We start from the raw sequence: 13847 nt of genomic DNA, 5'->3' as shown, positions 1-13847 counted from the left end.
TCCATACCGGATTTTTTCCACGAGGGAGTACTGTTCATGGCTTTCGAATTGCCCGCTCTGCCCTATGACTATGAGGCCCTGCAGCCTTACATGTCCAAGGAGACGCTGGAGTATCACCACGACAAGCACCACAAGGCCTATGTCGACAACGGCAACAAGCTCGCCGCCGAGGCAGGCTTGGGCGATCTGTCGGTCGAAGAGGTGGTCAAGCAGTCATTCGGCAAGAATGCCGGCCTCTTCAACAATGCGGCCCAGCACTACAATCACATCCATTTCTGGAAGTGGATGAAGAAGGGCGGCGGCGGCAACAAGCTGCCGGGTGCACTGCAGAAGGCGGTGGACAGCGATCTCGGCGGCTACGACAAGTTCAAGGCCGATTTCATCGCCGCCGGCACGACGCAGTTCGGCTCGGGCTGGGCCTGGGTTTCGGTCAAGGACGGCAAGCTGGCGATCTCGAAGACCCCGAACGGCGAGAACCCGCTCGTTCACGGCGCGTCGCCGATCCTCGGCGTCGACGTTTGGGAACACTCCTACTACATCGACTACCGCAACGCCCGGCCGAAATATCTCGAGGCCTTCGTGGACAGCCTGATCAATTGGGATCATGTCCTGGAACTCTACGAAAAGGCCAAGGCCTGATCGATATCGAAAGCCCCGGCACGCCGGGGCTTTTCTTTTTCAATGCCTGGCCCTCGTCGCAATCGCAAGGGATGGCCAAAATCGCCTGAGCAGAAGGGAATATTCCAGCCTGCGTATCCGTTAACGTCCTGTCCGAGATACCTTCATCCATGGAGCCAATTGAATGAGAAAGCTTGTCCTCGCCATCTCTATGCTCGCTCTCGCCGGATCGGCGGCCTTCGCGGACCCGATCCAGGATCGGCAGGCTCTGATGAAGGAGCGCGGAAAGATCGTCGGCGGCCTGTCGAAAGTGGCCAAGGGTGATCAGGCGTTTGATGCCGCGGCCGTGCTGACGCAGTTGCAGGCTCTGCAGGCGAATGCCGAGAAGCTCGATGTCGACGCGTTGTTCCCGAAAGGCAGCGACGCCGGTAACACGACGGCAAGCCCGAAGATCTGGGAAGACATGGCTGGCTTCAAGGCCGCCGAGGACAAATATCTCGCCGACGTCAAGGCGGCGGTCGCCGCGGCCCCCGCCGATGTCGACGCGCTGAAGGCGCAAGTCGGCACCATCGGGTCGGATTGCGGGACCTGCCATCAGGCCTACAGGGTCAAGAAAGGCTGATTTCAGCCATGGCATGGCTGAAGAAGCTCGTCGGCGCGGTCCTCGTTCTTGGTGGCGCCGGCGCTGCTGCCGGCTGGATCCTGTCGGCTCCAGTCAGGCTTGACACGACGACCCTGGCGCAACTCGGGCCGGGAGACCCAGCCAGGGGCAAGCGCATTTTCTACGCCGGCGGCTGCACGTCCTGCCACGCCAAGCCAGGTTCGCAGGGCGATGCGCGGCTTCAACTCGTGGGTGGCCTCGAACTCAAGACGCCGTTTGGAACCTTCGTTCCGCCCAACATTTCGCAAGATCCCAAGGATGGCATCGGTGCATGGTCGGTCGAGGATCTCGCCAATGCGATGCTGAAGGGCGTATCGCCTTCCGGCGAGCATTTTTACCCGGCGTTCCCCTATACCTCCTACGCGCGCATGAAGCCGGCGGATATTGCCGACCTCTATGCCTTCCTGAAGACACTGCCGGCGGTCGCCGGCAAGGCGCCCGCCAATTCACTGGCATTCCCGTTCAACATCCGTCGTGGCATTGGCTTGTGGAAGCTGCTCTATTTGAGCACCAAACCTGTCATTTCCTTCCCAAATAGTACCCCTGACCCTGTGATGGCCGGCCGCTACCTGGTCGAGGGACCGGGTCATTGCGGCGAGTGCCACACGCCGCGCGACCTGGCAGGGGGCACGAAAGAGAATGAGTGGCTGGCAGGTGCGGTGGCCGCTGAAGGCAACGGCATCGTGCCGAACATCACGAGCGAGGGGGGCGTCGGCAAATGGACGGAGGCCGACATCGCCAACTACCTCGAAACCGGCTTCACGCCCGATTTCGATTCTGTCGGCGGCGCAATGGTCGATGTGCAACGGAACATGGCACAATTGACCACACAGGATCGTGCGGCCATCGCGGCCTATCTCAAGGCGATACCGCCGCATCCAAATGGCTATCCGGCGCGCAAGCCTGTCACGAATTGATTCCGGGCTTACTCAGGACTTGGCACTCGACCATTGCAAAGCTCAGATCATCTTGGCCAGTGCATCGGACAACGCCAGATTGAATACCTGGCGTTGGAGACCACAGCGTTGGCTTGTGACTAGAATTTGGCGATGACCATCTCGTCCCGCGGATTGACATACAGCCATTGGCCGCGAATGCCGCCGTTTGCGGACTAAAGGTGGCGGTCGCCCAGGAAATCGAAGCCCGTCTCGAAGAAAAGATTGTAGTTGCAGGTCATCTCCTCTCCCGGTGCGATGTCGCGCAAGGCGTAGGTTTCCTCGGGCGAGGAGACATCGCAATTCGGCTGGTCGTCATGGTTCATGTAGCGGGCGTCGTCCGCTTCGAAGACGATGTAGGCGGGATCGCGCCGATCGGGGTAGGAATAGCGGTCGAGATAGTTCTTCACCGGCCCGGTCTCACCCTCATAGGTCTCGACATCGATGATCCGGTCGAACCGGGGATCGAGCTTCCACACCAGCGTCCCCTTGGGAATGTGGTTCTTGGCAAAGACGCCGATGCCCTGGATGGGCGATTTGTCGAGATAAACGTCGACGAGCAGCATGATGGACCCTTGCACGGTTGTGGATTGTCTGGCCTGTGACAAGCCGCGCTTTGGGTAGCGCGCGACCGCCGCGATTGCGAGTAAAAATGAGCGAGGCGGAATTCAAAAAATCATGACTGCCTGATCGGTCACTGGTCCGAGCCGCCGCCCGGCATCAGCGTTGTTGTAGGGCAAGACGAACACCCAAGGCGCAATAGATGCCGCCAACGAACTTGCCCTGCCATTTCACCACCGATGGATTGCGGCGCAGAAATTTGCCGACGCCGCCGGCACTAACCGCAAAGATGACTGTGCTGAAAAGGCCCAGCACAACAAAGATCACCCCGAGTATCATCAACTGGAGCATCACCGATCCATTTTCCGGATGTACGAACTGCGGAAGGAAGGCGAGAAAGAAAAGCGCGGTTTTGGGGTTGAGCACTTCGGTCAGGACTGCTTGTCGAAACGCCTTTCCGGCGGAGATTGCAAGCGTCCCGGCAGCCAGATTGGCCGGCGTTTTCTCGATGATCGCGCGGATGCCGAGATAAACGAGGTAGGCCGCGCCGACGTATTTCACGATGCTGAACAACGCCGCCGACGTGGCGACGATCGCCGAAATGCCGACCACGGCCATGAAGGTGTGAACGATATCGCCCGCCGCGATTCCGGCGCTGGTCGCGATGCCCGCCCTGGTTCCCGAGCTTGTCGCCCGTGTGATGGTAAAGAGCGTGGCTGGGCCGGGAATAAAGGCGAAGCCAAGCACAACCAGGACGTAGGTTACCAGTGTGGAGAGGCTGATCATTGCGTTCCTTCCGCGGGTTGCGCCGTGCCTGCAACCTTCAGCGCGAAAGAATAGGTGTAGGCAATCTCTTCCAGTCGTGAAAACCGGCCCGACGCGCCCGCATGCCCGGAATCCATGTTGATCTTGAACAGCACCGGATTGTCGCCGCTCTTTCGGTCGCGCAGTCGGGCCACCCATTTGGCCGGTTCCCAATATGTGACGCGCGGATCGGTGAGACCGGCCAGCGCCAGGATCGGTGGATAGTCTAGCGCGCCGACATTGTCGTAGGGCGAGTATGCGGCGATGATCCTGTAGTCGTCGGCGGACGCGATCGGATTGCCCCATTCCGGCCACTCCGGCGGCGTCAGCGGCAGGCTGGCGTCGAGCATGGTGGTCAGCACATCGACGAAGGGCACCTCGGCGACGATGCCGCCAAAGCAATCCGGCGCCATGTTGGCCACCGCGCCCATCAGCATGCCGCCGGCCGACCCACCCTGCGCGACGATACGTTCATGCGCGGTGTACCGCTCCGCGACCAGGTGGCGTGCGACCGCGATGAAATCCGTGAAGGTGTTCATCTTGTGCTCTCGCTTGCCGTCATCGTACCAGCCATAGCCCTTGTCCTTGCCGCCGCGGACATGAGCGATAGCGAAGACAAAGCCGCGGTCGACCAATGAAAACCAGTTGGTATTGAAGGCGGCGGGCACGGTGATTCCGTAGGAACCGTAGCCGTAGAGCAGGCAAGGCGCGGACCCATCCAGCGGTGTATCGCGGTGATGCAAAAGCGAGATCGGAACCAGTTCGCCGTCGGCGGCGGGCGCCATTAGCCGTCTGGTGACGTAATGGTCCGGTTGATGGCCGGATGGCACTTCCTGGGTCTTGAGCAGCGTTCGCTCGCGGGTGCGCATATTGTAGTCGAATACCTGCGCCGGCGTCGTCATTGACGAGTAGGAAAAGCGCATGATCTCGGTGTCGTACTCGTAGGAACCTGAGAGGCCGAGCGAGAAAGCCTCCTCGTCGAACGAAATCAGGTGCTCCTCGCCATTGGCGCGGTCGTGCACCACAATGCGGGGCAGCCCATCCTTGCGTTCAAGCCGCACCATGTGGCTCTTGAAGCCGATCATCGACAAGATCAGCCGGCCCGCCTCGTGCGGGACCAGTTCCTGCCAGTTGGCGCGCACCGGATCGCTGGCCGGCGCCGTCATGATCTTGAAATCCTTGGCGCCGTCGGCGTTGGTCAGGATGAAGAAGATGTCGCCACCTTCCTCCAGTTCATACTGCAATCCGATCTCGCGCGGCGAGACCAGTTTCGGCTCGGCGAATGGATCGCTGGCGCTCAACAGGCGGTATTCGGAGGTCTCATGGTCGTTGATACCGATCATGATCCATTCATTACTGCGTGTGCCGTCAACATCCATGAAGAAGCCGGGATCGGTTTCCTCATAGATCAGCCGGTCGCTTCCATGGCTTTGTCCAAGCGCGTGGAACAGCACTTTGGACGGCCGGTGGTTGGGGTCGAGGCGTGTGTAGAAAAAACCATCATTGCCGGCATTCCAGACGCCTGAACCGCCGGTGTCGGGAATCTGGTCCGCGAGTTCATTCCCATCGGCAAGGTCGCGCACCCGAAGGGTGTAGAATTCGGAGCCCTTGTCGTCGAACGCCCACAGCAGCTTGCGATGGTCGGCGGAGTGATCGACGCCGCCTAGGCGGAAATAGGCCTTGCCCGTGGCCTCCGTGTCGCCATCGAGCAGGATCTGCTCGGCGCCGCCATCGCGTGGCATGCGGAAGTAGCGCGGCTGCTCGCCGCCAAGCTTGTAGGATGAACCGTAGGCGTAGGGTCCATCCTTCATCGGGACGGAAGAATCATCTTCCTTGATGCGCCCTTTCATCTCGTTGAAAAGCCGCTTCTGCAGGTCGACCGTATCCGCCATCAGCTTTGACTGGTAGGCGTTCTCGGCCTCGAGCTCGGCGCGGATTCCCACGTCGAGCAATGACGGGTCCCTGAACATCTCCTGCCAGTTGTCGGCCCGCAGCCAGGCGTAGTCATCGGTTCGCGTTGTGCCATGATGCGTGTCGGAAATCGGCCGTTTTTCCGGCTTCGGCGGGCTGATGAACGGAAATGCTGTCGTTTTGGTCATTGCGTCTCGCTTTGGGATCATCCGAACCAGCGGCTGCCGATGTTTCAACGGCTCAGCCTTCAGTAACCAGTCTCATGCGATCCCCTTCATGGCTTGGCAAGTGGCCAATCTGTCTTCGGCGATACGTCTGGCACCGGCAAGACATTCTTCTGACACGATCCGGCTTTCTTTGGCGGACTGATGGTTGCACGCCGCCGCCAGCAATGGATGCCGCGATCCATGGTCCGGGCGAAAACCGATTGCGGCCAGATAAGCCGCGTGATGGTCAAGCAAGACCAAGCATTGAAATCTTTCCGCGATTTGCGGTTGATGTAAATGCCATCTGACCCGGCTTTAGCTGCCACTGGTTCGACCAGAAAAGCTGCCATGTGGTACATGGACACGCTAGATTGAAGCTGATCAACGAATATTTGATCAGTATCGTTGAATATAGCGTAAGAAATTAATTGACTTACTTGGTCTGTTGGCTCATGGGATATGCCGTGACGCGAATCGCGGAGTCCCTTTCCTGCACGAAATTCGCGCGATGCCCGCTTCGTAAAAACAGGGCGCAGATAGAAACAACTCTTGTTGGGGCCTGAAGAAACCATGGATATTGTTGAGACACCTTCCAGAAACAGCGATGCACTGATCGAGTTGACCGCCGATGTGGTGGCTGCCTATGTCAGCAACAATCCGGTCCCGGTCGGCGAATTGCCCAACCTGATCGCCGATGTCCATGCAGCGCTCGGGCGCGTGGGCGGAGTGAGCGAACAGCCTCCCGCGGACAAGCAGAAGCCGGCCGTGAACCCGAAGCGCTCGGTTCATGACGACTATATCGTCTGCCTTGAGGACGGCAAGAAGTTCAAGTCGCTCAAGCGCCACCTGATGACCCACTATGACCTGACCCCTGATCAGTATCGTGAAAAGTGGAACCTGGACCCGAGCTATCCTATGGTTGCTCCAAACTACGCTGCTGCGCGGTCCCAGTTGGCCAAGAAGATGGGCCTCGGCCGCAAGCGCAAGGCGCGGTAATCGCCGCGCGCCACCATTAAATCGACATCGACGGCGCCGTTTGGCGCCGTTTGATTTTGATGGGTTAAGTCGACCGGCTGCGCCGGTCTTATCAGGCGGTCTGTTTCAGCGCCGCCTCGGCATCGCGTTTGATGCGTTTGACCATGGAGCGCAGGCCATTGGCGCGCTGCGGCGATAGATGCTCGTCAAGCCCGAGTGCCTTCAGCGTCACTTCCGCGTCCGTCTCCAGAATCTGGCTGGCGGTCTGTCCTGAAAACAGCGCCAGCATGATCGCGACAAGGCCACGCACGATATGGGCGTCGGAATCTCCGGTGAAGGTGATGACGGGGTTGGCGCCGGTTCCGCGCTCGGTGGTCAGCCAGACCTGGCTGACACAGCCCGGCACCTTGTTGGCTGCGTTGCGTTGCTCGTCCGGAAACGGCGGCAGCGCCTCGCCAAGCTCGATCACGTAACGGTAGCGGTCCTCCCACTCGTCAAGAAGCGAAAAGTCGTCGCGGATCGTCTGGATCGTGGTCGTCATCATCATGCCGGATATAATCACGTGCCGCGGCCGCGTCACGGAAAAAGAAAGTACACCGCGGGCTGAGGCCGAGCCCGCGGTGTGCCGTCAGCACTGGGTCCTGAGATGGGAACCGGCTACGGAAAGAGTAAATGTCTTGACGAAAATCGTGGACGCTTGCTTCGCACGTTCAATCGGGACGCACGATACAGCAACTAAATCCGTCTCAGTTTCTCACCGGCAGATTTACTGTCGCGGGCAGCACGATGTCTTCGCTCACGCTGCCGGTCGTGGTCGAGGTGTCGGGCGCGGCCGCCGGCTTGTCGTCGGATGTCTTGTCGTCAAGCATCGCAGCCGCGATCTTGGCTGTCTCCTTGGCGCGGGCGGTAATGGTGTGCATCGCCGACTTGCCGGTCTCGCAGACATCAGGCTTACGCTCGCAAATGCCGGCGATGTCGCCAACCGCGTCCCGCGCCGCAAACAGCGCCTGGAGCGGGCCGACGCTCTCATGGCCGGTCTCATCGGGGCCGACGCTCAGCGGCAGTGCCAGAAGCACCAGCGAAAACCAGAAAGCCATCCTCATCAGAAAGAACATACTTTGCCTCTCGTCGTCACCGGATCATGCATCCATATGGCATGACCTCTTTTGTAGGCAGCATGTTGGCACACAGGCACAAAGGACGGCTTGCGGGGACAGCGAGAATTTTCCTCAAATTTTAGGCAGATTCGAAACGAACCGTTTTGCTGTCGATTTACCGCAAATCCGGTTGATTTCGTTCAATTCCTGGTAACCATCCAATTGGCTGTTTTTATTGGATTTTCTGCACGAGACGGCTCGGTAGCGGCGGTGGGTGTGATCCGGCTTTCGGGGCTGCCCGGCTAACGCTCCGTTTACTATGGCTGCATTTGCCCCCGCATTCGGCCGCCAGGATCCCAATATTTGCCGCAGCCCGGACGTTGGCAGGGCCTGCCTTATCCATTCCTTAAACGCTGGATGCGACTTTCAGAGCCAACCAGAACAATCTGCAGGGCAGAGTTGTCCACGACCAGTACGGGTGCGTAGAGTTGAGTTCGATCAAGGCCAGATACGTCGAATTGCCTGGCGCGATGGCTGCCGGCTGCGAACGTATGGTCCATCCGTCCGTAGTGGAGCGGAGCGACCACGAGCGCCACCGCCGATTCATTGGCCTCATGTTGGCCGCGCCATTCTTCGCTGCCGGCGCCGCGGTAACGATGGTTACGTCGGGCATGGGTGCGGCCGTGACCGTGGGCGCGATTTTCGCGGCTTTCGGCCTCTGCTGGTTCATCGCCTTGTTGGTTGCGGCGACGGGCAAGATGGCGTTGGCCGGCAAGGTTGCCTTGGCCATTGCGGGCATTGCTCTTGCCGCCTTGATCGCCGCTGCGGGAGGATTGAGCTCTCCAGTCGCGATGCTCGTCGTGGCCCTGCCATTCGAAGCCTGGTGGATTGGCGCCTCGCGGCGGGCCGCGGTGTGGGGCGCCGTGTCGGCCCTTGCCGCGATCCTTGCCCAGCCGCTGGTTGCTTCCGTTCTGCCGCTCGCGGCGGTGCATGTTCCTGCCTGGCACTGGCTGGTGCCGCTGGCCTGGGCGCTTACCCTCATTCCCCGCACCTCGGCATTTCACAATCCCGTGGGGGCGTCTCCAGACAAGGACACTGCCGACCGGCTTGAAGACATCATCGATGCGGTTGTCCTGCGCGCCGCCAGGCATGGCGAGGTGCTGGAGGCGTCGGCGAAGGCACGCACGATGCTGAAGCTGCCGCCCGAATTGCTTTTCGGCACTGGCTTCTTTGACCGCATCCATCTGTCCGACCGCGTCTGCTATCTCAGTGCGATGGCCGACATGCGCGACGGAGCCCTGTCGCGCCGGCTCGACATCCGTGTCCGGCTGCCGCAGAACGGCAGCGGCAGGACGGTGGACAATTACAGGCCGTTTTCTCTCGAACTGCTTCGCGCGCCCGAACAGAGCGAGATCTTCACCCTTGTTGTTCGCGAAAACGACGAAGTTTCAGCGCTGCGCGAAGAACTGGCCGCGGCGAACGAAGCCGCTGCTTGCGCCGAAGTCGCGAAAGGGCGGTTCCTCGCCGTTGTCAGCCACGAGCTTCGCACGCCGCTGAATGCCATCATCGGCTTCTCCGACATGTTGCTGCACGAAATGTTCGGCACATTCAAGGATCCTCGCCAGAAGGAATATGTCGGCCTTGTAAGGGATTCGGGCCAGCATCTGCTGGCGGTGGTGACATCGATACTCGATGTTTCAAAAATCGAATCGGGTGCCTACGCGACCGAGCCGGAGCCTTTCCGTTTTTCTGAAGCGGTCGACATGTGCCAGTCCATGATGCGACTGCAGGCACAGGCAAAGAGCATCGACCTGCAGGCGCAGATCGCGCCGGATGCCGGCGAGATCAATGCCGACCGTCGTGCGGTGCAACAGATACTCATCAACCTCGTATCCAATGCCATCAAGTTCACGCCCGACGGCGGCGACGTCGTTGTCGGCGCCAAGCGGATCGGCTCGCGGTTGCATTTCTGGGTCAGAGATACAGGCATAGGCATCGCGGAGGAGGATTTTGCCAATCTCGGCAAGCCGTTCATGCAGATCCAGAATGATTATACGCGCCGCTTCGAGGGAACGGGTCTTGGACTTTCGCTGGTGAAGGGGCTGGTGGAACTGCACGACGGCACGATGTCGATCGAGAGCATGCCGGGTGAGGGCACCACGGTGACGATCAGCCTTCCCGTGCGTGGCCCCAAGCGACGTTCCGCCGACAAGGCCGCCGTGCTGCCGATGCCCGTTGCCAAGGCGAAAGGAGACAGAAATGGCTCGCTCCGCAAGACAGGCTAAGGCGGTCAAGCGCCGCAACACCCCCTTTCAGGACGGTGCGGCGGCCGTTGGAAGCCTGATTTCGCAAAATCCCGTTCTCGTGGGCGGGTCGACAGCCTTTCTGGTGACGTTGTTCTACGTTTCGGCGAATGCCTTGTGGTACCAGCCTTTTCCGCATTCGGGCGCATTCTTCGCCACTCGAAGCATGGCGAGCTTTCCGCGCGCTGGCGTGGCGGAGCCGGAGACGACAATCAATATCGTGAGGCCGGCCACCGCGACGGCGCCGGTCAAGAGCGACCCGCGGGTGCAGCAGGTCCAGGGCATATTGAAGGACCTGAATTTCTATTCCGGGACCGTTGACGGCATTACCGGTCCGGCCACGCGCAAGGCCATCCAGGCTTATCAGCAGAAGGTCGGGCTCAACGCGTCCGGCGAAATCGATGCTGTCCTCCTGGATCAACTGGGGGCGACCCCCACGACAGCGTCCGTTCCGCATCCGCAGCCTCGCCCGGCTGAGACGGGTGTCGTTCCGGTCTCGCTGCAGACAAGCGCCGCCCCCTCGCAAGCGCCCGACGCCCGCATCGTCAAGATTCAGGCCGGGCTTAAGGCGTTCGGCAACGATGACATGCAACTGGATGGCGTGGTGGGCGCACGCACCAAGGCTGCGATCAAGGAATTCCAGTCGCTCTTCGGCCTGCCGCAAACTGGCGAGCCCGACGAGGTTGTCTACGTCAAGATGCGTGAGATCGGCCTGACCAACTGACGGGCGAAACGACCGCTCGCAAGCCAGCAAGAACCCCGCTAAACAGCGTCCTATGTCCGGATGCTTTTCATGCGCGTAACCAGCGACCTTTGGGTGTCGGCGCTTTTGCGCCGTGTTTTCGGCGCCGGTGGCTTCGCTGCGGTGGTCAAGCGCGGCGCGACCGAAGCCGGAGCGGTTTTCATCCTGGCGCGGGGGAGGATGGGCGAGGTCGCCCTGCTTGGGCCGGCGCCCCAGACAAGCTACGATTCGGCCAAGCCGGATGATCGCTTCTTCAGTTTGCTCGGTGCGGGCGACGATCCCGCCGTGCTGGATGCACGGCTGGAAAGGGAGAAGAAATTCGATCCGGATATTTGGGTGGTCGAGATCGAGGCTGGCGCCGTTCCGGTCGAGGAGCTGATTTCAATCAAGCCCTGAGGCTTGCGGGTAGCGGAGCCTCGTCGCTGTTCGAAGCTTTGCGCGTGTCCCCGTTTGCAGCGGCGTGCCCCGTGTTGCGGATAGCCTTGGATAGTGTTTCGGCCTTCCACCCCCGCACCTTGTCCAGGGCAACGTCGCGGTGAAGCAGGCGATACCGGTCGAGGAACAGGCGGATGGCCTGAGGATGCGGGAACTGGGTCGGATAGACAGCGACGGTTATCAGGAACGCCCTGTCCTCACTGAGGTCCAGCGAACGCAGCGCCGCAAGCAGCGATGAATAGTTCTGGTTCGCGGTGAGGGAGCGGGCCGTTTGAAAATCGATTTCGAGCGCATCGGCGAGCGCGGTCTGGAAAAACGCCGCATTACCTGTCAGCGCTGTCTCGCGCAGCTTGGCGTAGGTTTCCGAGCCGACGAAGGGGGTGACGGAGGTTCCCAGACTGTCTCCGACGGGGCGCATCATCGAGCGCAGCCGTCGACGCGCATTTTCGGCGGCAATCCCGGGGTCTGGTTGCGGGGTGGGAGCGACCTCGACGATTTCGGCGCTTTCCGCCGCCACTTTCGCGATCGGTTCCGGTTTGCGCTGTCGCACCAGTGTCGGCTTTTCGATCGCCCTGATCAGGTCGGCTATGGTCGGGTTCAAATCCTTGCGGCGCGCGATCGCGCGAGCATGAGGCAGGCCATGGCGCCCGATCAGCGCGATGAGATCGATATCGCTGACCGCGGGCGAACGGATGAGCAGGGGCGCGGCGATGTCGACCGGTTCTTCGCATAGCCGCCGAACCAGTCCAGCGGGCGCGTATTCGCATTCGGAAAGCGCGGCCGCAACATAACGGCGTGATTCGGTCGAGACATTGTCGAAGAGCGGAAGCGTAAGGTCCTCAAGCTGGGCGATCTCCCGGCGCGAGGGGCGGGTGAGCGAACAGAACGCCGAGACCGCTGCTCGGAAAAGCCTTTCAGCCTTGCCTGGTTCGGTTCGAACAGCGATTTGCCTGAAATCCGAAGATGACACGGAGGATACGCCTGACACTTTGACACAACCCGGACCGCGCGCGACCGACTGTGTCGGTTTCGCATTCGCCGGGAACAAAGATCAAGTTAGCGGTGATCCGTTAGCGCTCCGTTAACCCTCTACCGTCCTTAATCACATTTGGAGGCGTTGCGTTGTGCTCCGGGGAAACCGAGAGGAATGCGCGAACCATGGGTATGGTACTGTCTTTCGTGCCGCGGACGGCGGCAACCAGCAGGGCAAGTCAGAACACCGGCGCGCCGGCGGCGGTGATCATCTTTCCGGGCGTTCGCTACGAGCAGCGGCCGCTCATCGGCGAGGCAAGGCCAGCGGGGCCCGACAAGCCAGGATTAACCCGTCCGCCCACACCGCATCATTAGACGACATCGAGCGGGCGCCTGATTTACCGGTGACCGGTTGCGGCTCTAGAAGTCCTGCAATTCGCAGGAACTCTGATCGAGAAACCGCGATACGATCGGCTTCCAGCTGTCGTCAGGAACGAAGCTGCGGATAACGAACATGCCTTCGTCTATCGGCGCCTCGACAAATACGGCTCCCTGAAGCCCCTCGGGCAGGTCCTTGCGGACCTCGATCATCTGCGCCGGCGTCAGGACCACCGCATCCAGCGCCCCGCCATTGGCGGTATGGTCGTTGAAGGAATAGATGTTGTGCCCGTTGCGGTCGTAGACCGAGACGGACCAGAACGGGACGTTTCCCGGCGCCTTGACCCGTACCATCCCGTCGACCAGGTCGAACCGGCAGGCCGCCGCATAAAACATCGGGTCGACGGATTTGACCACCGGCGCGCCGCCGGCTTCCGCGTCGAGCCTTGTTATCTTGTACAGATCGGAAGCCATCGCCAGCCGGGACCAGGCATCACGTTCGGAAAACTCCGGAACCAGGAGCAGCACGGCGATATGGATGATGCCGGCGCCGACCAGACCAAGCAGGATGAGGTGCAGGAGCCTACGCATTGCAGCCGACCTTCAGGATCTGCGGCAATGTCACGTCCGACAGGCCCGTGCTGCTGGCGATCGGCGTGTCATAGAATGTAAGGACGAAGTACATCGTGCCGGAGCCGTTGGAGAGTAGCCAATTGCCCGGGGCGGGGCGGTCGCCGACGGAAATGACCACCGAATTGTCTGGCTCGCGCAGCACTTGATAGGATTGAAGGGCGGCGGGCCGCGACTTGCCGGTCTCGACCACGCCAAGCGAGCGGTCCGCCGCATAGAGGGTCCAGAAACGGGCTGTCGGATATGTGCCTTCGATCTTGTACGCGCATTCCCGCCTGAGCGGCTCGCCTCCTGAATCATGCTCCGCGACAAAGGACAATCCTTCGGCCTGACCCAGCGCAAGGACACCTTCCCGCGCCACGCGGGCCTTGGAGTACGGGTCGGCCGCCGGCGTTCCGATATAGGGGAAAGCGGTCCATTGGCCGATTCGGATCGCGCCAACGCCATCCTGCACCTTCAGCGCATACCAGACGCTGCCGCCGCCACCGCCGATGGCGATGACAAGTGCGACAAATGTCAGGAATGCGTTCTTGAGCATGAAGAACCGCGAGAGAGAGGATTATCGTTCCGGATATCGCGACGCAGGGCCCGATGGCAAGCGGGCCGCGGAATTTGCCTT

At 60.8% G+C, this 13847-nt stretch carries 15 protein-coding genes; 7 read left to right on the top strand and 8 right to left on the bottom strand.

Annotated features, from left to right (window positions below; all coding sequences use genetic code 11):
- Positions 1-36 precede the first annotated feature (36 nt).
- From ACO07C_RS09105 to ACO07C_RS09095, 3 genes are all read left to right on the top strand, one after another.
- A complete protein-coding gene (locus tag ACO07C_RS09105; protein ID WP_227348373.1) occupies positions 37-639 on the top strand; it encodes a superoxide dismutase in 603 nt (200 codons plus the stop codon).
- A 163-nt stretch (positions 640-802) separates the two neighbouring features.
- On the top strand, positions 803-1240 hold the full coding sequence (locus tag ACO07C_RS09100; protein WP_421913843.1) for a c-type cytochrome: 438 nt from the start codon (positions 803-805) through the stop codon (positions 1238-1240).
- Between the two features lie 8 nt (positions 1241-1248).
- On the top strand, positions 1249-2196 hold the full coding sequence (locus ACO07C_RS09095) for a c-type cytochrome (RefSeq protein WP_421913842.1): 948 nt from the start codon (positions 1249-1251) through the stop codon (positions 2194-2196).
- Positions 2197-2390: 194 nt separating this feature from the next.
- Here ACO07C_RS09095 and ACO07C_RS09090 read toward each other — a convergent pair whose 3' ends face one another.
- The 3 genes from ACO07C_RS09090 to ACO07C_RS09080 form a co-directional block, all read right to left on the bottom strand.
- A complete protein-coding gene (locus ACO07C_RS09090) occupies positions 2391-2780 on the bottom strand; it encodes an SET domain-containing protein (RefSeq protein WP_421913841.1) in 390 nt (129 codons plus the stop codon).
- A gap of 154 nt (positions 2781-2934) precedes the next feature.
- On the bottom strand, positions 2935-3561 hold the full coding sequence (locus tag ACO07C_RS09085; RefSeq protein ID WP_421913840.1) for a LysE family translocator: 627 nt from the start codon (positions 3559-3561) through the stop codon (positions 2935-2937).
- Positions 3558-5678 (bottom strand): S9 family peptidase, encoded by a 2121-nt coding sequence (locus tag ACO07C_RS09080; protein ID WP_421913839.1) that lies wholly within the window; start codon positions 5676-5678, stop codon positions 3558-3560. The genes ACO07C_RS09085 and ACO07C_RS09080 overlap by 4 nt, the downstream gene beginning before the upstream one ends.
- Before the next feature lie 588 nt (positions 5679-6266).
- On the opposite strand from ACO07C_RS09080, the gene ACO07C_RS09075 reads away from it, so the two are divergent.
- Positions 6267-6692 carry a MucR family transcriptional regulator gene (locus ACO07C_RS09075; protein WP_354459737.1) on the top strand — a complete coding sequence of 142 codons (426 nt, stop codon included), beginning with the start codon at positions 6267-6269 and terminating at the stop codon, positions 6690-6692.
- A gap of 91 nt (positions 6693-6783) precedes the next feature.
- Here ACO07C_RS09075 and ACO07C_RS09070 read toward each other — a convergent pair whose 3' ends face one another.
- The gene (locus ACO07C_RS09070; RefSeq protein WP_421913838.1) at positions 6784-7212 is read right to left on the bottom strand and encodes a SufE family protein; all 429 of its coding nucleotides are present in this window, start codon (positions 7210-7212) and stop codon (positions 6784-6786) included.
- A gap of 205 nt (positions 7213-7417) precedes the next feature.
- A complete protein-coding gene (locus ACO07C_RS09065; RefSeq protein WP_421913837.1) occupies positions 7418-7786 on the bottom strand; it encodes a DUF5330 domain-containing protein in 369 nt (122 codons plus the stop codon).
- 533 nt (positions 7787-8319) lie between these two features.
- On the opposite strand from ACO07C_RS09065, the gene ACO07C_RS09060 reads away from it, so the two are divergent.
- The 3 genes from ACO07C_RS09060 to ACO07C_RS09050 all read left to right on the top strand — a co-directional run bounded on the left by ACO07C_RS09060 (position 8320) and on the right by ACO07C_RS09050 (position 11209).
- Entirely contained in the window at positions 8320-10053 is a 1734-nt protein-coding gene (locus tag ACO07C_RS09060; protein ID WP_421917477.1) for a PAS domain-containing sensor histidine kinase, read from the top strand.
- The gene (locus ACO07C_RS09055; RefSeq protein WP_421913836.1) at positions 10028-10795 is read left to right on the top strand and encodes a peptidoglycan-binding protein; all 768 of its coding nucleotides are present in this window, start codon (positions 10028-10030) and stop codon (positions 10793-10795) included. The genes ACO07C_RS09060 and ACO07C_RS09055 overlap by 26 nt, the downstream gene beginning before the upstream one ends.
- A gap of 69 nt (positions 10796-10864) precedes the next feature.
- Positions 10865-11209 (top strand): DUF1491 family protein, encoded by a 345-nt coding sequence (locus ACO07C_RS09050; protein WP_421913835.1) that lies wholly within the window; start codon positions 10865-10867, stop codon positions 11207-11209.
- Here ACO07C_RS09050 and ACO07C_RS09045 read toward each other — a convergent pair.
- From ACO07C_RS09045 to ACO07C_RS09035, 3 genes are all read right to left on the bottom strand, one after another.
- Positions 11199-12218, bottom strand: a complete 1020-nt coding sequence (locus ACO07C_RS09045) for a hypothetical protein (RefSeq protein WP_421913834.1) — start codon at positions 12216-12218, stop codon at positions 11199-11201. The two genes, ACO07C_RS09050 and ACO07C_RS09045, sit on opposite strands and share 11 nt — an antisense overlap.
- A 422-nt stretch (positions 12219-12640) precedes the next feature.
- Positions 12641-13189, bottom strand: coding sequence for a DUF1254 domain-containing protein (locus tag ACO07C_RS09040; protein ID WP_421913833.1), 549 nt, complete (start codon positions 13187-13189; stop codon positions 12641-12643).
- Positions 13182-13766, bottom strand: a complete 585-nt coding sequence (locus ACO07C_RS09035; RefSeq protein WP_421913832.1) for a DUF1214 domain-containing protein — start codon at positions 13764-13766, stop codon at positions 13182-13184. Before ACO07C_RS09035 ends, ACO07C_RS09040 begins: the two co-directional genes overlap by 8 nt.
- Positions 13767-13847 lie beyond the last annotated feature (81 nt).

It is taken from the genome of Mesorhizobium sp. (assembly GCF_965229135.1).
Taxonomy (GTDB): Bacteria; Pseudomonadota; Alphaproteobacteria; order Rhizobiales; family Rhizobiaceae; genus Mesorhizobium.
This window is presented reverse-complemented; position numbering and strand designations above follow the sequence as displayed.